Here is a 25,435-nt window from a genome sequence, read left to right as displayed (position 1 = left end):
CATGGCGAGGGCCTGGGCACGGATCGCGTCGTTCCTGCTCGCCCTCGGCGTACTGGCCGGGGCCAGCCTCTCCTGGCCGCTGATCGGCGCGGAGGCTGCCGCCGCCGCACCGTCCGCCGCCACACAGCCCGTCGCCCAGGCCCGCGCCGACCTGTGTACGACCCCGGAGTGGCAGGCCGACTTCCGGGCCTGTGTCGCAAAGCTCCAGGCGGTCAGCGAGGACGAGATCACCTGCCGCAACGCCCCGACGCCCGGCACCCCGGACTCCGGCCTCGCCGGCTGGTTCGCCGGCCGGCCGGACTCCGCCAAGGAGCTCGGGCCGAAAGGGCTCTACAGCGATTACGGCTACGCCGGATACAGCTATCCGACGTACGACATCCCTGGCGGGTGCGCGTCGTCGGTCCTGCATCCCGATTACAAGTTCACCACCACTGTCGCGAACGGCGAGTTCATGGTCGCCACCGCGATCGTCGGCGCCTCGAACGCCCTCCGGGAGCGAGCCTGGGATCCGCGGTCGATGTGGGGCTGGGCGGATCCGCTGGTCGAGCAGGCGACCAAGGCTGTCTACCAGAAGGTGTTCAGCGTCTTTGGCATCGTCACTCTCTGCGTGGTGGGGCTCTACCTGCTCTGGCGGTCCCGTCAGTCGGATATGAGCAACGCGATGACCACCGCCGGCTGGGCTGTGCTCGTCATGGTCGCGGTCACCGCGCTTGCCGCCTGGCCGGTCAAGTCGGCAAACATCGCGGACGGCACGCTCGTCACCACGCTGGGAGTGGTACACGACGCAGTGGGTCCCGCAACCCGAGACACGCCCCCGGAGCAGTGCGACGATCCCAATCCCGAAGCTTGCAAAGACAACCGGCCGCCCGCCGTTCGGGCCAGCGACACTGCCACCGAATCCATGCTCTACCGGAATTGGCTACGGGGGGTGCTCGGCTCCGCCGACAGTGAGACCGCGCGGAAGTACGGCCCTGCGCTCTACGACGCCAAGGCGCTGTCGTGGGAGGAGGTCGAAAAGCTCCGCGCCAACCCGGCTACCCGGCAGGGGACCATCAAGGCGAAGCAGCAGCAGTGGGCGCGAGTGGCCCAGCAGATCCAGACCGAGGATCCGGAGGCGTACGAGTACCTCCAGGGAATCCGGGACATGGACCGGGTCGGCGCGGGCTTCATCGCGGTGTTGGCCTCGATCCTCTTCGCCATGTTCGATCTCACCGCGTCGCTGCTGGTGCTACTGGGCTTCCTTGTCTTCCGGTGGGCAGTGATCGCGGCACCCATCCTCGGCACCGTCGGGCTGCTCCGACCAGCCAGCGCCGGCCTTCGAAGGCTTGCGAACGCCGTGGTCGCCGCTGTGTTCAACATCGCCATCTTCGGCACCGGGGCGGCCATCTACCTGTTCGCGGTCGACCTGATCATGAGTACGCCCACCTTGCCCGGCTGGCTCCAGGTGGTGCTGGTCTGGCTCTGCGGAGTGGTCGGTTGGTTGCTGCTGCGGCCGTACCGACGGATCACCCAACTGGGCGGCAAGGACAGCAGCGAGGCGGTCAGCTCGGCCGGCTCCTGGCACCGCCGGTTCTTCCGGGACATGCGGGTCGCGGCCCGGCTCGACATAGCGGAGCCCGGGGGTACTGCGGAGCCGGTGGGTGGACGCCGCCGGTCGCCGGACGCGGAGCAGACCCGGCTGCGCCCGGAGGCACGCAGGGAGGATCCGGTGCCGACCTCGGCCGCCCCGCCCGAGGGCCAACGCACCCGCAGCGCACGGCCCGATGGTCAGGAACGCGCCGACGAGACGCCAACAACGGAGACGGACGGCAAGCGTCGACCGGTTCCGCCCCAGCCTCGACGGCGACAGCCTGCGACCTGGACCGAACCGGACGTGCCGGCCGAGAATCCGTCGTTCGTGGTCTACCGGCCGGGCTCCACCGAACGTGCGCCGGATCGCACCGGACCGCGGGTGCGTTCAGAGGCCCGGTGACAGCGATGCGACGTGCCCTGGAGTTCCTCTTCACCCGGGCGCTGCGGTCCCGGCTGGGGGTGGCGCTGCTGATCGCGGTGCTCGTCTTTGGCGTGATCGGGGTTGCCCGTCTGGCCTCCGGTCCGCTCGACCCGACGGACGGTCTGAGCAGCCGACCGAGCCGGCCGATCACCACCGTGGACCCGAAGGCCGGTGACGATGGCGTCCTCGCCACCGAGGCACCGCCGTCGCCGGTCACCCCGGTGGGTGCCCGTACTCCTGAGCAGACCGCCGACCGGTTCGCAGCGGCCTGGCTCGGCCGGCCCGGAATGACCGCCGAGGAATGGCACGCTGGGCTGCGGCCGTTGTCGACGCCGACGCTTACCGAGAAGCTGGCCGGTGCCGAGCCTGCCGGCGTTCCGGCCGAGAAGGTGACCGGCACGTCGACGATGCGGGCAGGCACCGAGACGTTCGTCGAGGTGCTTCTGCCACTCGACAACGGCCGGCTCCGGCTCGAGCTGGTCATGGCCGACGGCGGCTGGCTGGTCGACGTCCTGGACTGGGAGCGGCAATGAACGCCGGCAGTGCCTCGGCAGCCGTCCGCCGGCCGATACGGATCGGACTGATCGCCAGCATTCTCACCGGTGTGCTGCTCCTGCTCTGCTGCACGGGCGGCACGGCGGCGTTCTTCCTCAGCGGGCTCGGCGGCGAAGCGGAGGACGGGGAGAGCTTGGCCGGGTGGGGCTGCGGCCCCGTCCGGCCGGTTGACATCACTGGGGAACTGCCCCGGTTTGCCGAGTACGGCGACACGCAGATCCGTAACGCCGCGATCATCATCAAGGTCGGCCAGGACATGGGAGTGCCCTCGCGTGGCTGGGTGATCGCCCTGGCCACCGCGATGCAGGAGTCCGCACTGCGCAACCTCGCGAACTCCGGCGTACCCGAGTCTCTCGCCCTGCCGCACGAAGGTGTGGGCGCCGACCACGACTCGCTCGGCCTCTTCCAGCAACGGCCGGGGTGGGGCTCCGTCGCCGAGCGGATGAATCCCGCCTACACGGCTCGGAAGTTCTACGAGAAACTCGTCAAGGTACGGAGTTGGCAGCGCCGACCGCTGACCGTGGTGGCGCAGCAGGTCCAGATCAGCGCATATCCGGACGCGTACGCCAAGCACGAGGAGTTGGCCAGCACGATCGTGGATGCCCTGGCCGGCGGTGCGGCCCGGACCGTCGAGATCAACGGCAAGGCGGTCTGCAACGCCGCCGAGCGTGGTGAGATCGCCGCCTCCGGCTGGACCGCGCCGATCCCCGGCGACGTCGGCTCCGGCTTCCGGACCACCGAGCGGCCCAGCCACAACGGGGTGGACATCGGTGCGGCCAAGGGCACCGATATCCGCGCCGCAGCCGCCGGTCGGGTGCTGGTCGCCCGTTGCGACCCCGACGACCGAGGGCGGCAGAGCTGTGACGTGGACGGCTATCCCGGCAAGGGCGGCTGCGGATGGTTTGTCGACATGCTGCATGCCGGCGGCTACATCACCAGGTACTGCCACATGGTGACCCGCCCTCGCGTCGCGCGTGATCAGATCGTGGCAGCGGGCGAGGTCATCGGGCAGGTCGGCAGCAGCGGCAACTCGTCCGGCCCGCACCTGCACTTCGAGGTGCACCGGCGCAACGACCGGTCCAGCCGCGGTGCGATCGACCCGGTTCCGTTCATGCGGCAGCGGGGTGCCCCGCTGCGCGCTGCGGAGTGAGGTCACCACGGGCATGACCGGGCCAATGCCGGACCCCTTCGCCGACCAGCCCGACTGGGCACCTCGGCCGCCTCGTCCGCTGGCCATCGTCTCCGCTACCGAGCCCGTGGAGCTACGCGGGCGGCGGGTCCTAGTCGGCCTGCCAGGGCTGGGCTGGCGAGGCGATCTGCGCGCCGACGACCGGGTGGTGCAGGGCGCACGCACCTACGTGCCGGTGATCCCCGAGCACGAGTGGTACCGGGCCGAGGCCGACCAGGTCGAGGTGTTCGCGCCGCTGATGCCGGTGGAGCGGGTATGGGTGGAGGTGGTGGGCGAGCGGCCCGTGGCGGACAGCAGCCGGGAACCCGGGATCCGGCTGGTGTCACTGGACGGCCCGTCCCACCCGTCGCCCACCCCCATCTTCGAGGCGGACGCGGTCACCGGTCGCCGGGTCGTGCACGTCGAGGACGGCGTGGAACATCGAGACATGCGGGCGGTCACCGAGACCTACTCGGGCGCCGAGGGCGACATCTGCGTACGGATCACACCCGAGGTGGAGTGGTACCGCTGGGCCTGGCGCGGCCAGTCACCCACCACCCTGGAGGTTCCGGTCCATCTGCTGTGGATCGAGTGACGTCAACTCGCCTTGGCGCCAGCGCATACACGCCAGCCCTCATCATCTTCGATCACCACGAACGTCCAGTCCTCCCGCCGGCTGCTCCTGGGGACCCCATCCGCGGAGCCGGAAATGGTGAGCGTCGTACCGACCGACTCGCCGTCACCGGATGGGTTTCTGGTTAGCGGTCCCCACGTGACCCGCACCGTGACGTTGAAGTTGGACTCGCGCTGCTGCATTTCAAGACGGAGCTCCCGCAAAGCCTGGAGGTCCGCGCCGTCCTTGCAGGTGAACTGGTCCGCCCGTACGTCGTTGCGGTCGACGAGGAAGGCCCGTAGATAGTTGTCCACCACCACGTCGGGTGCGCTGCGGTCCGGGGCAGCAGCCCGGTTGTACCAGACGAAACCCGTGATGGCAGCGCCCATGCCGACCAGTGCGAGCACCCCTCCGACCACGATGAGCACAGTCCGCAACCGGCGGCGTGGCGGCTGCGGCGTCGGCGCTGGCTGGGCCGGCGGCAACTGCTCGGACGGTGTCCGCTGGGCCGGTACGCGGGAGACCTGGGAACCGGCGGGGGGCTGCACTGATTCCACCTCCTGACGTTAACGGCTGGACGCTCCGGAGCCAATGCCTCAGATCGAGCGGATCGTGACGGACCGCTGCCCACTGGTGAGATCCGCGACAACACCGGCGCACCGCCGTGGCACATCCCGGTGGAGCGGCCCTGGCTGGGATACCGTCTCTGCTCGGGAGGGGTTGCCAACCTCGGGCAGAGGGGGTGGACGCGGTGGCCGGTCCGAAGGCACGCACGAACCGCGCCGCAGCGCTGCACCGCCGGGCCGCAGCTGTCGTGACCGCCGCGGCAGGCATCCTCGACGAGACCCGCCCGGCCCCCGCTGATCAGCGTCGCCAGTACGAGCTGGCCGACCGTCTACGGGTGGTTGCCGAGCGCTTGGCTCCGGGTTGGTCGGGCACCGCCCTGGATTCGCTGACCGCGGATTCTCCGGCAGGTGACGGCCCGCCGCCGTTCGTGCGGGTGGGTACGGCTGCGCCGTTGGACGACGCCCGTTTTCCCGCACTGGTACCGCTGGTCGGGGCGGGGCACCTCAGTGTGGACGTCGACGCCCGGGAACCCCGGGTGGCGGGGCTCCTGCGGGCCGTGCTGTTGCGGCTGCTTGGTGCGGCGCCGGCGGGTTCTCTGCTTGTGCGTTCGGTGGATGCCACGGGTGCCGTGCTCAGCCCGTTCGGCGCGCTTGGCGATGCGGGTCTGCTGCCGCCGCCTGCGGTCGACGTGGCGGGCTTGCGCGCGGTGCTGACCGAGGCGGAGCAGTGGGTGGCCCCGGGGGCGAGTGGGCGGCGCCGGCACGACCGGACGCTGCTGTTGGTGATCGCGGTGCTGCCGGAGCTGACCGGTCCGACGGATCTGGCGCGGATCGAGGCGCTGGCGGAGCAGGGTCCGGCCGCTGGGCTGCACCTGGTGGTGACGGGTTGGCCTCCGGCCGGCCCGTACGCGGCTCGGGCGCCACTGCCGCGGGCCACTCCGTTGGTGTTGCGCAACGCGTACGCGCTGCTTGGTGATCCGCCGGGGACGTCGTTCGCGAGCCCCGGTGCCGAGCCGCCGGGTGGGTTGAACTCGCCTGTCTTCGTCGAGGCGGACCCGCCGGCCGACCTTGTTGACGCGGTGTGCAGGCGGCTGGCCGAGCAGGTGGAGGCGGGTTCCCGGTTGGCGCTGGCGGATCTGCTGCCGGCGACTGGTGAGCTGCTCTGGGAGGCGGATTCGGCCGACGGGCTGACCACGATGGTCGGTGATGCAGGGGGTCGGCCGGTGCCGCTGGGGTTCACGGAGCTGACCCCGCACTGGCTGGTGAGTGGTCGGTCCGAGGCGGGGCGTGCGGCGTTCCTGACCACGGCGTTGCTCGGGCTTGCCGCCCGGTACGGTCCGGACGATCTCGCCCTCTATCTGGTGGATCTCGGGGACGGTGAGTCCTTCGTGGAGTTCCTCCAGACCGAGCGGGACCGGTCCTGGATCCCGCAGGTGCGGGCGGCGGCGATGGCTGCCGACCGGGAGTACGTGCGGGATCTGCTCGAACAGTTGACGGCCGAGGTGCGGCGCCGGACGGAGGCGGCCGAGCGGGCGGGTGGTCAGCGCTTCGCCGAGTTGCGCCAGCACCGGCCGCTGCCACGGATCGTGTGTGTGGTGGACAATCTGCCGTCGGTTTTCGCCGAGCGGGACCGGCTGGCCGCCGAGGTGGCCGCCCTGTTGGACGGGCTTGCCCGGTCCGGTCGGGCGTACGGTGTACACCTGGTGCTTGCCGGGGCGGGTGAGCTGGGGTTGAGCGCCCGCTCGGACGGCGGGCACCGGGATTCGGTGCTCGGGCAGTTTCCGGTACGGGTGGCGCTGCCGGGCGGCAGCCCGGTGCTGGAGCCCACGAACGATTCGGCAGCAGGGCTACCGGTCGGCAGCGCGGTGGTGAACACCGCCGGTGGGCTGGGCGGCCCTCGGGGCGCTATCCGTGGCCACGAGCGGCTGATCCGGCACCCCGATCCGCAGGACCATCCGGAGGTGGTGGAGCGGCTGCGGCACGAACTGTTCGCCGCCCGGCCGGCGGGATCGGCCCCGCCCGTGGTGTTCGCCGGCTACGCGAGGCCACTGCTGGGCAACGATCCCCGGCACCGGGCCGCACTGGCGGGGCAGGCGCACGGGCCGGCTGCCCTGCTCGGCCGGGCTGTTGACGTGGCCCGCACGACTGTTGCCGTACCGCTGGGGCCCGCGGCCGGCCGCAACCTCGCGGTGCTGGGGTCGGGTCCGGCGGCGGGTGGGCTGCTGGCGACGGCGGCCCGGAGCACTGCGGCCCACCACCCGCCGGGCACGGCGCGGTTCCTGCTGGCGGCACCGGACCCGGGTGCCCGGCCGCTTGTGGAGACGCTGACGGCCGAGCTTGCCGATCGTCATCCGGCCAGCATTGTGGACCTGCCGACGCTGCTCGCGGATCCGGACGACGAGCTGCCGACGTACCTCGTGGTCTTCGGGTTGGATCGCCCCGGTCCCCGGGAGCTGCCGGCGGATCGGCTGCGTGCGCTGCTGCGGGACGGCCCGCCTGCGGGCCGGCACCTGTTGGGCTGGTGGCGGGCGGTGCCGCCGTTCGCCGCGCTGCTGGAGCCGGACGGCGAGGTGGACAAGCTCGCCGCCGTAGCGGTGCTGGATGTGCCGCCGGCGCAGCTCGCGGCCGTCTTCGGCCGGCCGGTGGAGTGGCGGGCGCGTCCCGACCGGGTGACGCTCTGGGACGGTCCGGGCGACCGGGGCACGGTGCTGGTGCCGTTCGCCGACGAGGCGGGGTGATCCGGCGGTGCGCGCGGGAGGTGCGGGGATGAGCGCGGAGGCGACGGTGACCGGGCCGGTCCGGCAGCGGACGGTCGGGCCGGACGATGCGCGGTCGGGTGGGGAGCCCGCCAACGCGTGGTCGGAGTACCTGGCGGCGGCGCGTCAGCTGGACGGGGTGCGGCGCGGCGCGGCTGCGGCAGCCGGCGAGCAGGCCCGCTCGGCGGAGGCCGCCCGGGAGGAGCTGACTGTGGTCCGCACCGGGCTGGCGAGCCAGCAAGAGCGGCTGCGGGAGCTGGGCGTGCCGGCGATCTCGCTGGTGCCGTCGCCGCCGGAGCTGACCGAGGCGGCCCGGTCGATGGCCGGCGGCCCGGCGGCCGTGTTGGCGGCGCTGCGGGCCGCGCGGGGTCGGGCCGAGGCGGCGGACGCGGCGCTGGCCGCCCGCCGTGGGTTCCGGCCGGGTTCCTGGCCCGCGCGGGCACGCAACCTTCTGGTGTACGGGCCGCTTGCGCTGCTCGTGCCGCTGATCCAGGTGATCGTGTACGCGTCGACAGGGGCGGGCGCGGCAAGTGTGGCGGCGTTGATCTGCGGGCTGCCGATGCCTGCGGTCGCGTTCGTCGCCGGTTGGGTGGGCGTCGGGAGGTTGTTCCGCGCCGGCCCCGGTGAACGACTGGACCGCACTGCGCGCTTCGGCGCGCTTGTCTGCCTGGTGCCGGCGGTGTTGGTGACAGCGGGTCTGCTGCTGGCCCTGCTGGCCGGCTGACCGGCCGCGAACAGCGGGGTTGGTCGGCCGACCAGCAGCGTACGGGTCAGCGGGGAATGATCAGGGCCATCGCCTCGGCCCGCGACTTCGAGTCCGTCTGCAGGATGCCGCGCACCGCCGAGGTGATGGTCTTGGCACCGGACTTCTGGATGCCGCGCATCGCCATGCACATGTGCTCGCACTCCAGCACCACGACGACGCCCCGAGGTGCGAGCTTGCTCATCAGCAGGTCGGCGACCTGCGCGGTGAGGCGTTCCTGCACCTGCGGACGGCGGGCGAAGACCTCGACCAGCCGGGCCAGCTTGGACAGGCCGGTGATCCGCCCGTCCGGGCCGGGGATGTAGCCGATGTGCGCGCTGCCGCGGAACGGCAGCAGGTGGTGCTCGCAGAGGCTCATCACGTCGATGTCCCGGACGATCACGAGCTCTTCGTGGTTGGCCTCGAACGTGGTGCTGAGGACCTGCGCCGGGTCGACCCGAAGACCGGCGAAGAGCTCGGCGTACGCGCGTGCGACCCGGGCCGGGGTCTGCTGGAGCCCGTCACGATCCGGGTCCTCGCCGACAGCGATCAGGATCTCCCGGACCGCCTTCTCGATCCGGCCGAGGTCGATGGCGTCCTCGACCGGGCGGCCGCTGAGCCTGCCGCTGATCAGTCGGGCGGCCACGTAGTCCAACGCGTCGTCGCCGTCGGGTTCGGTCGCGGAGACGGCCAGCTCCCGGTTGGGGGAGCTGGCCGTCGGGTCGTTGCTCAGTGCGTACCGTCCGAGTTGTTGGACGGTGTGCCGCCACCGACGGACGCCTGCGCGCCGTCGGCCTGGGCCTGCGCCTTGAGCGCGTCCTTTTCCGCGGGGGTGAGCACGGGCGGCTCGGTGGAGGGCTGGCGCTTGCCGAAGCCGTTGTACGGCGCCAGCGGCGGGCGCTTGACCACCCGGGCGCAGATCCGCGCCATGTCGGCGGTGGAGAGGGTTTCCTTCTCCATCAGCTCGAGCACGATGTTGTCCAGGACGTCCCGGTATTCCACCAGGATCTCCCAGGCCTCGTCGTGCGCCAGCTCGATCAGTGCCCGCATCTCGCCGTCGATCTCGGCGGCCACGGAGTCCGAGTAGTCCCGCTCGTGGCCCATGTTGCGGCCGAGGAACGGCTCGTCCCCGCTGGTGCCGTACTTGATCGCACCGAGCTTCGAGCTCATGCCGTACTGGGTGATCATCGCGCGGGCCAGTTGGGTGGCCTTCTCGATGTCGTTGCCAGCGCCGGTGGTGGGCTCGTGGAAGACCAGTTCCTCAGCGGCCCGGCCGCCCAGCGCGTACGCCAGGGTGTCGATCATTTCGGCCCGGGTCTGGGTGTACTTGTCTTCGGTCGGTAGCACCAGGGTGTGGCCCAGCGAGCGGCCACGGGACAGGATCGTCACCTTGTGCACCGGCGCGGCGTGCGGCAGCGCCCAGGCGACAAGCGCGTGCCCACCCTCGTGGTACGCGGTGATCTTCTTTTCCTGGTCGCTCATCACCCGGGTCCGTCGCTGCGGACCGGCGATCACGCGGTCGATCGACTCTTCCAGCGAGTCGTTGGTGATCGCCCGCTGGTCCTTGCGGGCGGTGAGCAGGGCCGACTCGTTGATCACGTTGGCCAGGTCGGCGCCGCTGAAGCCCGGGGTACGCCGTGCCACCGCGTCGAGGTCGACGTCGGGGGTGAACGGCTTGCCCTTGGCGTGCACCCGCAGGATGGCCTTGCGGCCCTCCATGTCGGGGGCGTCCACCGGGATCTGCCTGTCGAACCGACCGGGACGCAGCAGCGCCGGGTCGAGGATGTCCGGCCGGTTGGTGGCCGCGATCAGAATGACCCCGCCCTTGGTGTCGAAGCCGTCCATCTCGACGAGCAACTGGTTGAGCGTCTGCTCGCGCTCGTCGTGGCCGCCACCCATGCCGGCACCACGGTGCCGGCCGACGGCGTCGATCTCGTCGACGAAGACGATCGCCGGGGCGTTCGCCTTGGCCTGCTCGAAGAGGTCGCGGACCCGGCTGGCGCCGACACCGACGAACATCTCGACGAAGTCGGAGCCGGAGATGGAGTAGAACGGCACCCCGGCCTCGCCGGCGACCGCGCGGGCCAGCAGCGTCTTACCGGTTCCGGGCGGGCCGAACAGCAGCACGCCCTTCGGGATCTTGGCGCCCAGGGCCTGGTACTTCGCCGGGTTCTGCAGGAAGTCCTTGATCTCGTGCAGTTCCTCGACGGCCTCCTCGGCACCCGCGACGTCCGCGAAGGTCGTCTTCGGTGTGTCCTTGGTGATCATCTTCGCCTTGGACTTGCCGAAGTTGAGCACCCGGGAGCCGCCGCCCTGCATCTGCGACATGAAGAACAGCAGCAGGAGCACGAGCAGCGCGATGGGCAGCAGGTTGACCAGCAGGCTCACCCAGATGCTGTCCGACGAGACCTCGACGTCGGCCGGGCCGGTGACCCGGTTGGCCGCCTTGGCGTCCAACACCTCGTTCCAGATCTGGTCGCCAGCCTGGTACGGGAACTGGGCCTCGATCTTGTCGGTCTCGGTCTTGCCGAACTTCGTCTTCTCGGCCAGGTCGAGCTGGAGCGTCTGCTCCTTGTCCTGGAAGACGACTTTATTGATCTTCGCGGTGTGGAGCTGGTCGAGCGCAACGGAAGTGTCCACGCGGTGGTAGCTGGGACCACTGGTGAACAGCTGACTGAGCACAACGGCGCCGAGGATGACCAGGATGATCCAGACCACCGGTCGGCGGAAGAAACGCGTACGTTCCATACTGTTGTCGAGCGCCAAGGCGCCCGCATCCTCCTGATCGACGTCCTGACCGTCTGAATGGTGTCGCCGCGTGAGCGGCGGCCGGAGCCGCCGTGCGGGCCGGCCTCGACCCCGAAGCGCGAAAACTGCCGCGCCGCGGTCATTCGACGGTACACCGTGTACGCGACGAGTGAGCTCGCGAGCCCCGCACTCGGTGCACCGTCGCCATCGACGGCGGGCACCATGGGCGGCCTCGCCAGCCCCACACCGAGGTCGTACGGCGGGTCCCGGGCAGAAACCGGCGTGGCGGGAATTCCGGCCCGAACCACCCGAACGCCCGGTCACGCGGTCGAGGGGACGGGCGCGAGGGTACTTTTCACGCCACCGGGCTCCACGGTAACCGGAAGAACTGAGAGCGCGCTGAACGTCGGCTTGACGAACACCGATGCGAGTTGCGCTCACGAACCCGGGTGGACCGGGCCGGCCGACCTCAGGACCGGGCGTAGACCTCGGGCTTGAGCACCCCGACGTACGGCAGCTCGCGGTAGCGCTCGCCGAAGTCCAGGCCGTACCCGACCACGAACTCGGTGGGGATGTCGAAACCGACGTACTTGACCGGGACCGGCACCTTGACCGCGTCCGGCTTGCGGAACAGCGCGACCACCTCGACGCTCGCCGCCGAGCGCGACTCCAGGTAGCGCAGCAGCCAGGAGAGCGTCAGCCCGGAGTCGACGATGTCCTCGACGACGACGACGTGCCGGCCGGCGATGTCCCGGTCGAGGTCCTTGAGGATGCGGACCACCCCGGAAGAGGTGGTGCCCTGGCCATAGGAGGAGATGGCCATGAAGTCGAGTTCGGCAGGGGGGCCGTTGCGGCCCAACGCCCGGGCGAAGTCCGCCATGAACATCACCGCGCCCTTGAGCACGCAGACCAGCAGCAGTCCGTCACCCACGTGGGCGTAGTCGGCGGAGACCTGCTTGGCCAGTTCCGCCGTCTTCTCGCGGATCTGCGCCTCGGAGATGATCACGTGGTCGATGTCGGCGTCGTACCAGGAGCCGTCAGCCATGTCTCCTAGCCTGCCGTACGTCGCATGGCCTCCGTCGGCGGGGCCGCACCTTTCGGCGCGGTCCCGCCCGGGATTTTCAGGTCAAAGGGCATCAAAAGCATCAGCTGGTACGGGACTGCCACCGGCGGCCGTCCTCAGTGGGCTTCCAGTCGGCCGAGTCGCGGCTGTCCGCAGTGAGGCCGGCCGCCGAAGCGGCGACGAGCAGGGCGAGGAACAGGAGGAAGAACAGGAACTCCATGGCGGCGCTCACTTTCGCGTGTTTGCTGTCGTTTTCGCCGCCGGTGCGCACCGGACTGAGTCAAGTCTGCGACGGCCCACGCCTACCGAACAGTGGCAGTCACGACACTGATCATCGATTTACTGCCACGGCTCGGGTTACCCTCGTCACATGCTCAGATCCGTCGCCGTCCTCGTCCTGGACCAGGTCGCCCCCTTCGAGCTCGGAGTGCTCGCGGAGGTGTTCGGCACCGACCGCACCGCCGACGGTTTCCCCGCGTACCGCTTCGACGTGTGCGGCCCGGACGGCGCCCCCGTACGCACCTCGGCCGGGTTCCACCTCACCCCGAACGCCGACCTCGGGCCGCTTGAGGACGCCGACCTGGTGGCCGTACCGGCGCACGCCCAGGGCACTACCGTTCCGGGCCCGGTCCTGGACGCGCTCCGGCGAGCCGACGCACGCGGAGCGCACCTGTTCAGCGTCTGCTCCGGCGCCTTCCTGCTCGGCGAGGCCGGGCTGCTCGACGACCGCGAGTGCACCACCCACTGGCGGTACGTCGACGAGCTTCAGGACCGTCACCCGCGTGCCCGGGTCCGCTGCAACTCGCTATACGTCCAGGACGGTCGGCTGCTGACAAGCGCCGGCACCGCGGCCGGCATCGACGCCTGCCTGCACCTGGTCCGTCAGGAGCACGGCTCGGCCACCGCGACCCGCCTGGCCCGCCGGATGGTGGTCCCGCCGCACCGCGACGGCGGGCAGTCACAGTACGTCGAGGCGCCCATTCCGAGGGTGCCCGAAGCGCCGACCCTGGAGCCGGTCCTGGAGTGGCTCATGGGGCACCTGGATCGCCCCATCACCGTCGAGGAGTTGGCCGCGCGCGCCGGCATGGCCCCGCGTACGTTCGCCCGCCGGTTCCGCGCCGAGACCGGCACCACCCCGCACGACTGGCTCACCAACCAGCGGGTGCTGCTCGCCAGGCGGCTGCTGGAGGAGACCCCGCTGAGCGTGGAGGCGGTGGCCGACCGGGCCGGATTCGGCGACGCGGCGGCGCTGCGCCACCACTTCAACCGCCGCGTCGGCGCCACCCCGCACAGCTACCGGACGACCTTCCGGGACCGCGTGCACACCGTCTGACGCAGGCCCGACGCACGATCCGGCAGGCAGGGCGGGCCTGTGACGCAGGCCGGGCGGCGCACGGTTCGGAGAGCCTTTGCTCTGCTTCAACCCACGCAACAGTTGAGCGCCGTTTCTGTTGCGCCGGTTGAAGCAGAGCAAAGGAGGTCGGTCAGGCGGGGTCGACCGGCGCCAGCCGGCCGGCGCGGCGCAGCACCCGGATCCCTCCGGGCAGGTCGACAGGGCCCTGACCGTGCCACTCGGTGACCAAAGCGTCCAGCGCGTTGACGTGCCGGTACGACAGGGCAGCCGGTAGGGCGCCCAACTCCCGCGCCCAGGTGTGCAGCACCCGGCCACGCACGGCGGGCACCAGGCCCGCCAACGCCGCCACGGAGAGCCCACCGTCGGTACACCGGGCCGCAGCCAGCGCCGCCACCGCCAACTCGTCGAGCGCGGCGTTGTCCGCCGCCACCAACCGGGCGGTACGCGCGAGGTTGTCCACCACGCCCGGCCCGAGCGCCCGTACCAGTGCCGGCAGCAGGTCGGCCCGCACCCTTGAGCGGGCGTACGACGGGTCGGTGTTGTGCGGATCCTGCCACGTGTCGAGGCCGAGCGCCGCACAGGCGGCGCGGGTCTGCTCCCGGCTGATCTCCAGCAGCGGGCGCAGCAGCGGCACCCCGGCCAGGTCCCGTCGAGCCGGCATTCCGGCGAGCCCGCGCGGGCCGGCCCCCCGCGCCAGCGCGAGCAGCACGGTCTCCGCCTGGTCGTCCCGGGTGTGCCCGGTGAGCAGCGCGACAGCCCCGTGCTCGCGAGCCGCCTCCGTCAATGCCTGGTAGCGGGCCTCCCGGGCTGCCGCCTCCGGGCCGCCCGGACGTCCGGCCACCTCCACCCGGGCCACCGCCACCGGAGCGAGGCCGACCTCATGTGCCCAGGCCGCCACTGCCTCCGCCCGCTGCGCCGAGCCGGCCTGAAGGCCGTGGTCGACGGTCACCAGCCCCGCGGACCGGCCCACCCGGGGTGCCACGAAGGCGGTCGCCGCCGCCAGGGCGAGCGAGTCGGCGCCACCGGAACAGGCCACCAGCACCGGACCACCGGGCGGCAGGTCGTTCAGCGCGCGGCGGACCGCCACCCGGATCGCGGCCACCTGCGGGGCGAGCGCGGCCACCTGCGGATGGTCAGCCAGCGGCCGGGATGGGGCCGGCCGGTCCGTGCACCCGCGCCACCCAGGCGTCCGGATCGCCAAGCTCCGACAACCGGGGCAGGGTGAGCGGAGAGTTGAAGATCGAGTTGAAGCCCTCCATGCCGACCCGCTCGACCACGCCGTGCACGAACTTGCGGCCCTCGGCGTACTGGCGCATCTTGACGTCCACCCCGAGCAGCCGGCGGATCGCCTTCTCCAGCGGATTGCCCGCCTCGCGACGCCTGTTGAACGACGCACGGATCCGCTCCACGCTCGGGATCACCTGCGGGCCGACGCCGTCCATCACGAACTCGGCGTGCCCCTCCAGCAGGGTCATCAGCGCGGTGAGCCGGTCCAGTACGGCCCGCTGCCCCGGGGTCTGCACGATGTCCAGCACGCTGGTGCGGCTCTCCGGATCGCGGACCGCCTCGGACAGCGTCGCCACGCCACGCCGCAGCCGCTCCACCAGGTGCTCGCCGCCGTTGGACGAGGCGTCCACGAACGCCTGCACCTCGCCGAGGAAGTAGCCACGCATCCACGGCACGGCGGTGAACTGGGTGCGGTGGGTGACCTCGTGCAGGCACACCCAGAGCCGGAAGTCGCGCGGGTCGGCGCCGAGCTTGCGCTCCACCTCGACGATGTTCGGCGCGACAAGCAGCAGCTGGCCCGGTTCGGCGGAGAAGACCTCGTACTGGCCGAGGACCCGGCCGGACAGGTAGGCCAGCACGGTGCCGGCCTGCACCCCGGTGAGCCGGGACCCGATGGCCTCGGTCAGCACACCTGGCTGCTTGTCACCGGATAGGCGGCTGACCAGCGGAGTGATCACCTCACGCAGCCCCGCGATGTTCGTGGCCGCCCAGTCCCGGCGGTCCACCACCCGCACCGGCGGATGCGCCACCTGCGCCCGTAGCCCCGTGTAGTCGGCCACGTGCCCGGCCGCCTCGTCGGTAAGCCGACGCAGGTCGCCGACCACGTCGGTGGCCTCGGCGTACGTCACCCGAGGGCCCGACTTGCTCAACGCCCCCGCCGTAGCAGCGGCCAGATCCCAGTCCACGAACTGCGCCATGGACCCACCGTACCCGCGCCGCGACACCCCGGCCCGGGGTCGCGTCGGCGATAGACGCCGGTCGCGGGCTTCCGCACTCGACGTTCACAGGCGTCAGCGGCGACGGTGGACGGCTCTCGACAGGTCGGTCAGCGGCAGCCGCAGCCCGCCAGCGCGGCGGCGATCCGGTCCAGCGCCGGTTGGGCGGTGTCCGTGCCACCGGGCACCTTGTCGGTGAGCACCGCGAAGGTGAGCAGCCGACCGTCAGCCGTGGTGACCAGGCCCGCGATGGCGTGCACGCCGGTCAGCGTGCCGGTCTTGGCCCGGACGGCGCCAGCTCCGGCGGCGGTGCCGGGAGCGCCTCGGTAGCGGTCGTCCAGGGTGCCGGACCAGCCGCCCACCGGCAGGCCACCGAAGACACCCGCCAACTCCGGGTGGTCCGGGCTGGCGGCCAGCCGGATCAGGTCGGTGAGCAGTGAAGGGCTGATCCGGTTGCTGCGGGACAGCCCGCTGCCGTCGGAGAGGGTGATCTCGTCGGCGGGCAGGCCCAGCGCAGCCACCTCCGCGTCCATCGCGGCGGCGGCGCCGTCGAACGAGGCCGGCTGACTGCGGGCCAGCGCCACCTGACGGGCGAGCGCCTCGGCCAGCAGGTTGTCACTCTCGCTGATCATGATGTCCACCAGCCGGATCAACGGCGGGGACTGCACCGTACCCAGCTCGGTGCCGGGAGGTGGGGTGCCGCCCGCGGCAGCGGCAAGGGCCGGAGCCGTACCCCGCTTGACGGTGCCGGCGGGCACTCCGAGCAGCTTGGCGAACGACCGGCCCGCGGCGAGGTCCGGCTCGGTGACCCGTTCGGCGCCACCGGAGTCGGCTCCCGGGTCGCGCCGCGCACCGTCGGCCATCAACGCGGTGACAGCACCGCCGTAGCCGCCGGTGGGGATGTCGGCGTCCCAGCCGGGGCCGTACACCGGGCCGGAGTAGATCGTCCCGTCGACGGTGACGCTCGTCGGGGCCGTGCCGCCGAGCGCGGTACGCACCTGCGCGGCCAGGTCGTCAAGGCGTGCCGCGCCCGGGTAGTAGCCCTTCTTGTCCACAGCGAGGGTCGGGTCACCGCCGCCGACGAGCACCACCTCGCCGGGCTTGTCGCCGGCTACGGCCCGGGTGGGAATCCGGTAACCGGGGCCACGGGCGGCAAGCACTGTCACCCCGGTCGCCAGCTTTGTCACCGAGGCGGGCACCGTCCCGTCGTCGGCGCCCTTGGCGAAAAGTGTCTGACCGGAGGTCACGTCGGCCACCGAGACGTTCACCCGGTCACCAAGGGCTGCGGCACCGACAAGCGGGCCCAGCGCGGCCTTGACCCCGTCCGGGGTGGGCAGCGGAGCGTTGGCGTCCGGCCCGGCCAGCACCTCCGACGGGTCGGGTTCCGGTGTGGCGCCGGCCGCGACCTGCGTCGACGCGTCGTCCTCGCCCAGCCAGCCGGCCACCGGCCCAGGTCGGGCCACGACCACGCCGACGCCGGCGACCACAATCAGCAGCACCGTGGCGAGCACGGCCAGGAGCCGTCCCCGGCGGCGCGGGCCGGCCGGTGTGGTGGGCGGCTCGACGCCGGCCGGAGCTGGAAGCGCGGAGATCGGTGGGCCCAGCGGCGGTACGCCTCCGGGGGCGGGCGGTCGATCACCGGCAGGCGGAGGGCCGGCCTGGGCAGGACCACCCGAGGCTGGCGCGGCACCACCCGAGGCCGGCGCGCTGCCTCCCGAGGCCGGCGCGCTGCCCCCCGAGGCTGGACTGGTCGGCACCACGGCACGGCCAGCCGCCGGGGCGCTGGGCCGGTCGCCACCGAGAACCGGGAAGCGGCCGGTGTTCGGGCCGGCGGCCACCGATCCGGGCGGGCTCCACGGCAGGGGCGCCTGCCGATCGGGGACCGACCCCGGTGCCGGAGATGTCGGTTCGGGAGGCTGCGGGAGGTGGGCCTCGGGCACCGGCACACGCCCGGTGGCACCGCCGGAGCCGGATCGTCCGGTACCGCGTGCAGCGCCCCCGTCCGGGCGGTAGTGTGAATCTTCCCTCCCCACGACCCCCTCCTCCCCCAGCGAAAACCGGCTTGGGTGACACTACTTCGGTCCGAAGACTATGCGGCGGCCGGCGTCGGCGGGTGGGCATTCACCTGTCCGGGGAGCCGCCAGTGGTTTCCGTTAGCCAGCGTGGGCAGACGAGGGAGCGTGCAGATGGATTTCGACGTGACGGTTGAGATCCCCAAAGGTCACCGGAACAAGTACGAGGTGGACCACGCGACCGGCCGGATCCGGCTGGACCGCACCCTCTTCACGTCCACCCAGTACCCGGCCGACTACGGGTTCATCGAGGGCACCCTGGGCGAGGACGGCGACCCGCTCGACGCCCTGGTGCTGGTCCCCGAACCGACCTTCCCGGGCTGTCTGATCCGGTGCCGCACCATCGGCATGTTCCGGATGACCGATGAGAAGGGCGGGGACGACAAGGTCCTCTGCGTGCCCTACGAGGACCCCCGCCAGGAGCACCTGCGCGACATCCACCACCTGGGCGAGTTCGACCGGCTGGAGATCCAGCACTTCTTCGAGGTCTACAAGGACCTGGAGCCCGGCAAGTCGGTGGAGGGCGCGACCTGGGTCGGCCGTACCGAGGCCGAGGCCGAGATCCACGCCTCTTACCAGCGTGCCCGCGAGGCTGAGGCGCGCGGCGAGACGCTGCACTGACGCACCCTTACGCACAGGGCCCGGGAGCCGCTCAGCCGAGCAGCCCTCGGGCCCTGTCGTACAGGTCGAGCACCGCGCAGGCGACCGGCACCACGGCGACCACGAGCGCCGTGTCGGTGAGGTCCGCGACCCTTCCGAGGTACGGCGAGACCGGCCGACGGGCGTATCCGGTGCCGGCGGCCACGGCCACCAGGCCCAGCACCGCACCGCTCACGGCCAGCGCCAGCCGCCCGGTGTCGTCGGCCCGATCGACGAGTACGACGCCGAGCACCGCGTAGCCGGCCAGCCCGGCGAGCACCGTCGGCACCCGGTGCCGCAGCGCCACGAACAGGCGCGACCGCAGCAGCAGCACTGCCGAGACCACCGCCACCAGCACCCGGCCGGCCGTACCACCGGCGGTCCCGAGCACCGCCGCCGCGGCAACCACGAGCAGTGCGTGCCCGAGCAGCATCCCGGTGAGCATCTCCTCGGTACGGGCCACGGCCGCGTGCACCCGGCCCCGATCCGGCAGGTCCCGGGCCCGCTCCGGCTCGCCGCCGGACGCGGTCGCCGGCAGGGTGATCGGCGGCAGCGGCAGCTTGCCCAACCGGATCGCCAACAGCGGGATCGCGCCGACGGCGAAGGCCAGGGCGCTGAGCAGCACCGCTGCCGTGCCGGCCGGGGTCAGCAGCAGCGCGCCGAGAGCCGCACCGGCACCGACAAGGCCGACGGTGACACCGGCTACGAAGACCCGCAGTCGACTGGCCACCCCGAGCAGCCCGAGCAGGGCCACCAGCAGCAGCGCCACCGACCCGGCGAGCAACTCGGGAGCGCCGACCCAACGTGCCAGCCCCAGCGGCCCGACCGGATCGCCCGAGCCGACCGCGAGGGCACCGGCGACGAACGAGTACGGCAGGGCGTACCCGCCGAGTGTCGCCCCGGCCGCGCCGTCGCCGTTGGCCCGGGAGGCGACCGCGCCGGCAACAGTGAGCAGCAGTGCCACGATCGCCGCCGCGAGCCAGCCGCTGCGGAGCATCGGGCCGCTGACGAGCAGTGCGAACAGCCCGACGGCGAGCGGCACTACCGCGCCGGCCAGACCGGCGACCCGGGTAGCGGTAGGTGACCAGGCACCGCCGCGACGCCGGGCTCCGTCGGCGATCGCCTCCACCACGTCGTCGTACTCAAGCTCGGGCCAGTGCGTGTGGGCCGGTACGAGGTGCAGCACCTCACCGTCGCGTACGCCCTGTGGCAGCAGCGCCTGAGCCGTCGCCAGCAGCGCGCCGTCGGTGCGCCGCAGCACCCAACCGCCGTGCCGCTCGCCGTCGTCGGCCAGGCCTTCACCGGCGTGTCGAAGCACGTCGGGCAGCAACTCCGCCAGCGGCGTCTGCTCCGGCAGTGCGACGTCCACCCGACGCTGCGGCGCACTGATGGTGACGCGGGCCAGCCCTGTTGTCATCGACTGATCTCCATATCGAGGGGGATCGGAGGCTGCGCGGACGACAGGACTTTACCTACCATGAGCCAGGCTCGGGTTACCCAGCGCAGTCAGGAGGCCGAGTGTCCACGGTCATCATCAAGCGACCGCCGCGCCGGCCGGCACCGGAGATCCCCGCCGGTGACCTGCCCGTCGAGGCGCCGCCGGAGATCCCCGCGGTCACCGGTGGACGCTGGCAGCAGATGCTCATGCTGCTGCCCATGCTGGGCGGCACAGTCGCGATGGCGATGATGTTCGGCCGAGGTGGCGGCGCCTACTCGTACGTGGTGGGCGGAATGTTCGGGCTCTCCTCGCTGGCGATGCTCGTGACGTCCTGGGGCAGCGCCTCGGGCATGCCGAAGAAGTCGGAGATGATGGCTGCCCGCCGGGAGTACCTGCGCCACCTGGCCACCCTGCGTCGCCGGGTCCGACAGACGGCCGGGCAGCAGCGGGCAGGGCTCTACTACCGGCACCCGGATCCGTGCCGCCTCTGGTCGACAGTGGACAGCCACCGGGTCTGGGAGCGGCGTCCCGCTGACCCGGACTTCGCGGTCGTACGGGTCGCCGTCGGGCCGCAGACCCTTGCCACCCCGCTGGTCCCACCGGTGACCCGGCCGCTGGAGGAGCTGGAGCCGATGACCGCCGGTGCGCTGCGCCGGTTCCTGGACGCGTACTCGGTGGTGCCGGAACTGCCGGTGGCCCTGTCGTTGCGCAGCTTCGCCCGGGTGCACGTGCGCAGCGGTACGGGCAGCACGCCGGCTACCAGCGGGCCGCACACCGGCGACCCGGCGGCGCAGTCCCTGGTCCGGGCCGTTCTGACCCAGTTGGCGGTCTTCCACGCCGCCGACGAGTTGCTTATCGCGATCTGCGCGGGGCCGGAACGCCGAGCCGAGTGGGAGTGGGTGAAGTGGCTTCCGCACGCCCACCATCCCGTCCGCACCGACGCGCTCGGCGCGGTACGGCTGGTCACCACATCAGCGGTCGAGCTGGAACGGCTGCTCGGTGACGTGCTGGCCAGCCGCTCCCGGTTCAGTCCGGCCGGTACGGCCACCGACGGCCCGCATGTGGTGGTGGTCCTCGACGGCGGCGACCTGACCGGTGCCAGCGACCTGACCGGCGACGGCGGCATCGACGCGGTCACCGTTCTGGATCTGGAAACCCCGCCACCCCGACTGCTCGACAGGTACGCGTTGCTGCTGGAGCTGCGCGGCCGGCGACTGCACTCCCTGTCGATCGAGGGTCATGCGGAGGTGGGCGTCGCCGATCAGCTCGATCTGACCGATGCCGAGGCGGTTGCCCGACGGTTGGCTCCGCTCCGGCTTGCCGGCACGGCACGCGGTCCCGACGCGCCGCTGCAGGCCGAGCTGGGCCTGCCGGAACTGCTCGGTCTCGGCGACCCGGAGAGCTTCACCGCCGAGCAGGGCTGGGCACCCCGCTCGGCCCGGGACCGCCTGCGGGTGCCGATCGGGGTGGGCGCCGACGGGGGTGCCATCGAGTTGGACCTCAAGGAGTCCGCGCAGGACGGGATGGGACCGCACGGCCTGCTCATCGGTGCGACCGGCTCCGGCAAGTCCGAACTGCTCCGCACGCTGGTGCTGGGGCTGGCGGCCACGCACAGCTCCGAGCAGCTCAACTTCGTCCTTGTCGACTTCAAGGGTGGCGCCACCTTCGCCCCGTTCGGCAGACTGCCGCACACCGCCGCGGTGATCACCAACCTGGCCGACGCGTTGCCACTTGTCGACCGGATGGTCGACGCGATCAACGGCGAGCTGGTACGCCGGCAGGAGCTGCTGCGCCGGGCCGGCAACTTCGCAAGCGTGCGCGACTACGAGCGTGCCCGTGCCGCCGGCACCCCGCTCGCCCCGCTGCCGTCGCTGCTGCTGATCTGCGACGAGTTCTCCGAGCTGCTCTCCGCCAAGCCCGACTTCATCGACCTGTTCGTCCAGATCGGCCGGTTGGGTCGGTCGCTCGGCGTGCACCTGCTGCTCGCCAGCCAGCGCCTGGAGGAGGGCCGGCTGCGCGGCCTCGACACCCACCTGTCGTACCGGATCGGGCTGCGCACGTTCTCCGCGCTGGAGTCCCGTACGGTCCTCGGCGTGCCGGACGCGCACGAGCTGCCCCGCTCACCGGGCCACGGCTACCTGCGCGCCGGCACCGACCCGCTGGCCCGGTTCAAGGCCGCGTACGTCTCCGGCGCGGTCCGTCGTCGGGCCGCGTCGGCGAGTGCCGTAGCCGGGGCGGGTGCGCGTCTGCTCACCTTCACCACCCACACGGTGCCGCTGCCGGAGCCGGCCACTCTGGCGCTGCCCATGGTGGCCGAGGACGAGAGCAGCCGGGAGACCCTGCTCGACATGCTTGTCGACCGGCTCGTCGGGCAGGGTCCGCCAGCGCACCAGGTGTGGCTTCCGCCGCTCGGTGAGCCGCCCGCCCTTGACGAACTGCTCGGCCCGGTCGAGGTGGATCCGGCGCGCGGGCTCACAGTGGGCAACCCCGAGCTGCACGGCGCGCTCGGCGTGCCGGTGGCAGTGGTGGACCGTCCGTTGGAGCAGCGCCGCGATCTGCTCTGGCTGGCGCTGGACGGCGCGGCCGGGCATCTCGCGGTGATCGGCGCACCGCAGAGCGGCAAGTCCACAGCACTGCGGACGTTGATCTGCGCGCTGGCGCTCACCCACACCCCGGCCGAGGTGCAGGTCTACTGCCTCGACTTCGGTGGCGGTGGCCTGGCGGCACTGCGGGACCTGCCACACGTGGGCGGGGTGACGGGTCGCGCCGACCCGACCGCCGTCCGGCGAACCGTCGGCGAGATGACCACGTTGTTGGCCGAGCGGGAGCGCCTCTTCGACGAGCTGGGCGTGGAGTCGATGGCGGCGTACCGGCAGCGTCGGGCAGCAGTGGGCGCGGCGAGCCAGCCGGGTGCCGACCCGTTCGGCGACGTGTTCCTGGTGATCGACGGCTGGAGCACCGTCCGTGGCGAGTACGACGACCTGGAACCCCTGGTCACCGACCTGGCCACCCGCGGCCTGTCGTACGGGCTGCACGTCGTCGCCACGGCACTGCGCTGGCTGGATTTCCGTCCGGCGATCCGGGACCTGTTCGGCTCCCGGCTGGAGCTGCGCCTGGGCGACCCGGCGGATTCGCTTGTGGCGCGGAGGGCGGCGGCGAACGTGCCGGAGCAGCCCGGGCGGGGTGTGACGGCGGAGAGCCTGCACTTCCTTACCGCCCTGCCGCAGCTCACCGCCGAGGGCGGGGACACCGCCGATCTGGTCAAGCGGGTCGCCGACAGTTGGACCGGCAGTGCGGCGCCCCGGGTGCGGGTCCTTCCGCCCGTGTTGCCGTACACCGAACTGGATCTCGCCGCGGCGACCGGCCTGCGGCTGCCGATCGGGATCGCCGAGGCGGACCTGCGTCCGGTGCTGCTCGACTTCGCGACCGAGCCGCACTTCGTGGTCTTCGGCGACGCGGAGTGCGGCAAGTCCTCGTTCCTGCGGGCGTTGGCCACCTCGATCATCACCCGGTTCACGCCCGAAGAGGCCCGGGTGATCCTTGTTGACTACCGGCGCAGCCTGCTGGACGCGATCGAGACGCCGCACCTGATCGGGTACGGCACCGCCGCGGCGCACACCGCCGACCTGGTCGAGTCGGCGGCAGGCTATCTGGAGCGGCGGGCCGCCGGCCCGGAGGTCACTCCGCAGCAGTTGCGCGACAGGTCCTGGTGGTCGGGGCCGGAGCTGTTCGTGCTCGTCGACGACTACGACCTGGTGGCGGCCGGTCCGGCGAACCCGTTGCGGGCGTTGGAGGAGCACCTCCCACACGCCCGGGACGTCGGGCTGCACCTGGTGCTGGCCCGCCGCACGGGCGGGGCGGGCCGGGCCCAGTACGAGCCGATCGTGCAGCGGCTGCGGGAACTCTCGACAGCCGGTCTGGTGATGGCGGGCAGTCCGGACGAGGGCGCGCTCGTCGGGCCGGTGCGGCCGGGCCCGCTGCCGCCGGGCCGCGGTCGGCTGGTCACCCGGCGGGAAGGTGTACGCCTCGTTCAGCTCGCCCACCTGCCGCCGCCATGACGTGTCTTCGCGGTTCCTCCCGAGACGGGTGGGGAAACCGGTAATCTCCGATCGTCATGGTTCCGTCGGGGTGAATGGCTGGGGATGTGACTGGGGTTCGGCACAGCTGTCCGGCTGCGGCCCGGCGGGTCGCCGGCCGGGCGCTGCTCGGCGTGGTGGCGGCCCTCGCCGTCGCGGCGCCGACCGCCGTGCCCTTCGCCGCGGCTGTCGAGGCTTCCACCGCCGGCGGACAGCTCGCCGGCGCGCCGATGGCGTTCGCTCCCGGCGATGTCGTCACCCGCACCGACCAGGTCCGCGACGAGCAGTGGCAGCTCGATGAGTTGCGCGCCGAGACGGCCTGGCGCACCTCGACCGGCCGGGGCGTGACAGTCGCGGTGGTCGACTCCGGAGTGGACGGCTCTCATCCTGACCTGGTCGGCCAGGTGCTGACCGGTGTGGACCTGGTTGGTCCCGCAGGCGGCGCCGGCCCTGACCCGGTGGGGCACGGCACGACCGTCGCGGGCCTGATCGCCGGGCGCAAGGACGACAAGCGGGGCGTGGTAGGCCTTGCGCCGGACGCCCGGATCCTGCCGGTGCGGGTTCTCGACGAGGACAACCGCTACGACGACGCGCTGATCGTCGCCAAGGGGGTCCGGTGGGCTGTCGACAACGGCGCCCGCGTCATCAACTTGTCACTCGGTGGCAGCGGCGACAGCCCGGCCTTGGCGGCGGCTCTCGACTACGCGTTCGCCCGCGACGTGGTGGTGGTCGCCTGCACCGGCAACCTGGCCACCTCGACCAACTCGAAGGTCTGGTACCCGGCCCGCGAGCCCGGTGTGATCGCGGTCGCCGGCCTCGACGGGGGCAGCGACAACCTGTGGTCCGGGTCGATCACCGGTCGGGCGACGGTGCTCACCGCCCCCGCGACCGGCCTGGTCGGTGCCCGACCTCCGACGGGCTACTGGCGGGTGCAGGGCACGAGCTTCGCCGCACCCCTGGTGGCGGCCACCGCCGCGCTGGTCCGGTCCCGCTATCCACAGATGCCCGCCGGTGAGGTGGTCAACCGGTTGCTGGCCACCGCCCGGGACCTCGGCCCGACCGGCCGCGACGACCGCTTCGGGTACGGGGTGGTCGACCCGGTGGCCGCGCTGACCGCTCAGGTGCCGCCGGTGACCGCCAATCCGCTCGACGATCAGACGTCGCCGGGTGTGGTCGGCTTCGGCCCGGCGCCGGGCACCGCCGACGACGACCCGGTGGAGGGCGCCGGCAGCGACCCCCTCGGATTCACCGCCCCGCGGCAGCAGACGGGCTGGACGGCCCGACCGGCGGGTCTGGCCGAAGACTCGCCGCCGGAGCAACTGTGGACGGGAGCTGTGCTGCTGGCCGCCCTGGTCACCGGCGCGGCCCTGATGGTGCGCCGGTTCCGTCAGCGCACCCACTGATCGTCGCCGACGGTAGGCCTGACGGGC

The 25,435-nt window shown here is 72.2% G+C and carries 19 protein-coding genes; 10 read left to right on the top strand and 9 right to left on the bottom strand.

The genetic code is table 11. The annotated features are described in order from the left end of the window. The first annotated feature begins 1 nt into the window (after window position 1). The 4 genes from ACLQ23_RS06910 to ACLQ23_RS06895 are packed head-to-tail and all read left to right on the top strand — an operon-like array spanning window position 2 to window position 4,311. Window positions 2-1,972: an MFS transporter gene (locus tag ACLQ23_RS06910; RefSeq protein WP_425880451.1), complete on the top strand. Its 1,971-nt coding sequence runs from the start codon at window positions 2-4 to the stop codon at window positions 1,970-1,972. Next, window positions 1,969-2,526 (top strand): hypothetical protein, encoded by a 558-nt coding sequence (locus ACLQ23_RS06905; RefSeq protein ID WP_425880450.1) that lies wholly within the window; start codon window positions 1,969-1,971, stop codon window positions 2,524-2,526. Before ACLQ23_RS06910 ends, ACLQ23_RS06905 begins: the two co-directional genes overlap by 4 nt. Beyond that, on the top strand, window positions 2,523-3,698 hold the full coding sequence (locus ACLQ23_RS06900) for a M23 family metallopeptidase (protein ID WP_425880449.1): 1,176 nt from the start codon (window positions 2,523-2,525) through the stop codon (window positions 3,696-3,698). Before ACLQ23_RS06905 ends, ACLQ23_RS06900 begins: the two co-directional genes overlap by 4 nt. 13 nt (window positions 3,699-3,711) lie before the next feature. After that, complete coding sequence (locus ACLQ23_RS06895; protein WP_425880448.1) at window positions 3,712-4,311, top strand: hypothetical protein; 600 nt, start codon at window positions 3,712-3,714, stop codon at window positions 4,309-4,311. A 2-nt stretch (window positions 4,312-4,313) separates the two neighbouring features. On the opposite strand, the gene ACLQ23_RS06890 is transcribed toward ACLQ23_RS06895, so the two are convergent. Beyond that, the gene (locus ACLQ23_RS06890; RefSeq protein WP_425880498.1) at window positions 4,314-4,877 is read right to left on the bottom strand and encodes a hypothetical protein; all 564 of its coding nucleotides are present in this window, start codon (window positions 4,875-4,877) and stop codon (window positions 4,314-4,316) included. A gap of 194 nt (window positions 4,878-5,071) precedes the next feature. Here ACLQ23_RS06890 and ACLQ23_RS06885 point away from each other — a divergent pair, with 194 nt between their 5' ends. Together ACLQ23_RS06885 and ACLQ23_RS06880 are read left to right on the top strand one after the other, a co-directional pair. Beyond that, window positions 5,072-7,633, top strand: coding sequence for an FtsK/SpoIIIE domain-containing protein (locus ACLQ23_RS06885; RefSeq protein WP_425880447.1), 2,562 nt, complete (start codon window positions 5,072-5,074; stop codon window positions 7,631-7,633). 28 nt (window positions 7,634-7,661) lie between these two features. Next, entirely contained in the window at window positions 7,662-8,375 is a 714-nt protein-coding gene (locus ACLQ23_RS06880) for a hypothetical protein (protein WP_355590113.1), read from the top strand. Between the two features lie 46 nt (window positions 8,376-8,421). Here ACLQ23_RS06880 and folE read toward each other — a convergent pair whose 3' ends face one another. The 4 genes from folE to ACLQ23_RS06860 all read right to left on the bottom strand — a co-directional run bounded on the left by folE (window position 8,422) and on the right by ACLQ23_RS06860 (window position 12,475). Further along, window positions 8,422-9,087: a GTP cyclohydrolase I FolE gene (folE, locus tag ACLQ23_RS06875; protein ID WP_355590392.1), complete on the bottom strand. Its 666-nt coding sequence runs from the start codon at window positions 9,085-9,087 to the stop codon at window positions 8,422-8,424. Between the two features lie 35 nt (window positions 9,088-9,122). Beyond that, the gene (ftsH, locus tag ACLQ23_RS06870) at window positions 9,123-11,141 is read right to left on the bottom strand and encodes an ATP-dependent zinc metalloprotease FtsH (protein ID WP_355590116.1); all 2,019 of its coding nucleotides are present in this window, start codon (window positions 11,139-11,141) and stop codon (window positions 9,123-9,125) included. A 469-nt stretch (window positions 11,142-11,610) separates the two neighbouring features. Then, the gene (hpt, locus tag ACLQ23_RS06865; protein ID WP_030328005.1) at window positions 11,611-12,186 is read right to left on the bottom strand and encodes a hypoxanthine phosphoribosyltransferase; all 576 of its coding nucleotides are present in this window, start codon (window positions 12,184-12,186) and stop codon (window positions 11,611-11,613) included. Window positions 12,187-12,286: 100 nt separating this feature from the next. Then, the gene (locus ACLQ23_RS06860) at window positions 12,287-12,475 is read right to left on the bottom strand and encodes a hypothetical protein (protein WP_355590421.1); all 189 of its coding nucleotides are present in this window, start codon (window positions 12,473-12,475) and stop codon (window positions 12,287-12,289) included. 99 nt (window positions 12,476-12,574) lie between these two features. Between ACLQ23_RS06860 and ACLQ23_RS06855 the strand changes: the two genes are divergently transcribed. After that, window positions 12,575-13,537, top strand: coding sequence for a GlxA family transcriptional regulator (locus ACLQ23_RS06855; protein WP_355590119.1), 963 nt, complete (start codon window positions 12,575-12,577; stop codon window positions 13,535-13,537). 151 nt (window positions 13,538-13,688) lie between these two features. On the opposite strand, the gene tilS is transcribed toward ACLQ23_RS06855, so the two are convergent. The 3 genes from tilS to dacB all read right to left on the bottom strand — a co-directional run bounded on the left by tilS (window position 13,689) and on the right by dacB (window position 17,384). Next, window positions 13,689-14,681, bottom strand: a complete 993-nt coding sequence (gene tilS / locus ACLQ23_RS06850) for a tRNA lysidine(34) synthetase TilS (protein WP_355627885.1) — start codon at window positions 14,679-14,681, stop codon at window positions 13,689-13,691. Between the two features lie 10 nt (window positions 14,682-14,691). Continuing rightward, window positions 14,692-15,762, bottom strand: a complete 1,071-nt coding sequence (locus ACLQ23_RS06845; protein ID WP_355627888.1) for a zinc-dependent metalloprotease — start codon at window positions 15,760-15,762, stop codon at window positions 14,692-14,694. Between the two features lie 128 nt (window positions 15,763-15,890). Then, window positions 15,891-17,384 carry a D-alanyl-D-alanine carboxypeptidase/D-alanyl-D-alanine endopeptidase gene (dacB, locus tag ACLQ23_RS06840; protein WP_425735143.1) on the bottom strand — a complete coding sequence of 498 codons (1,494 nt, stop codon included), beginning with the start codon at window positions 17,382-17,384 and terminating at the stop codon, window positions 15,891-15,893. A 582-nt stretch (window positions 17,385-17,966) separates the two neighbouring features. Between dacB and ACLQ23_RS06835 the strand changes: the two genes are divergently transcribed. Then, a complete protein-coding gene (locus ACLQ23_RS06835) occupies window positions 17,967-18,473 on the top strand; it encodes an inorganic diphosphatase (RefSeq protein WP_355590127.1) in 507 nt (168 codons plus the stop codon). Between the two features lie 31 nt (window positions 18,474-18,504). Here the strand turns inward: ACLQ23_RS06835 and eccD are convergent, their stop codons facing one another. After that, window positions 18,505-19,908 carry a type VII secretion integral membrane protein EccD gene (gene eccD, locus ACLQ23_RS06830; protein ID WP_355627891.1) on the bottom strand — a complete coding sequence of 468 codons (1,404 nt, stop codon included), beginning with the start codon at window positions 19,906-19,908 and terminating at the stop codon, window positions 18,505-18,507. Window positions 19,909-20,009: 101 nt separating this feature from the next. Here eccD and eccCa point away from each other — a divergent pair, with 101 nt between their 5' ends. Together eccCa and mycP are read left to right on the top strand one after the other, a co-directional pair. After that, window positions 20,010-23,987 (top strand): type VII secretion protein EccCa, encoded by a 3,978-nt coding sequence (gene eccCa / locus ACLQ23_RS06825; protein ID WP_425735054.1) that lies wholly within the window; start codon window positions 20,010-20,012, stop codon window positions 23,985-23,987. Window positions 23,988-24,061: 74 nt separating this feature from the next. Next, window positions 24,062-25,408, top strand: a complete 1,347-nt coding sequence (mycP, locus tag ACLQ23_RS06820) for a type VII secretion-associated serine protease mycosin (protein ID WP_355590135.1) — start codon at window positions 24,062-24,064, stop codon at window positions 25,406-25,408. Window positions 25,409-25,435 lie beyond the last annotated feature (27 nt).

This window comes from Micromonospora sp. DT41 (assembly GCF_049841715.1).
Taxonomy (GTDB): domain Bacteria; phylum Actinomycetota; class Actinomycetes; order Mycobacteriales; family Micromonosporaceae; genus Micromonospora; species Micromonospora profundi.
Note: the sequence above shows the minus strand (reverse complement) of the source record. Positions and strands in the feature narration are given on the sequence as shown.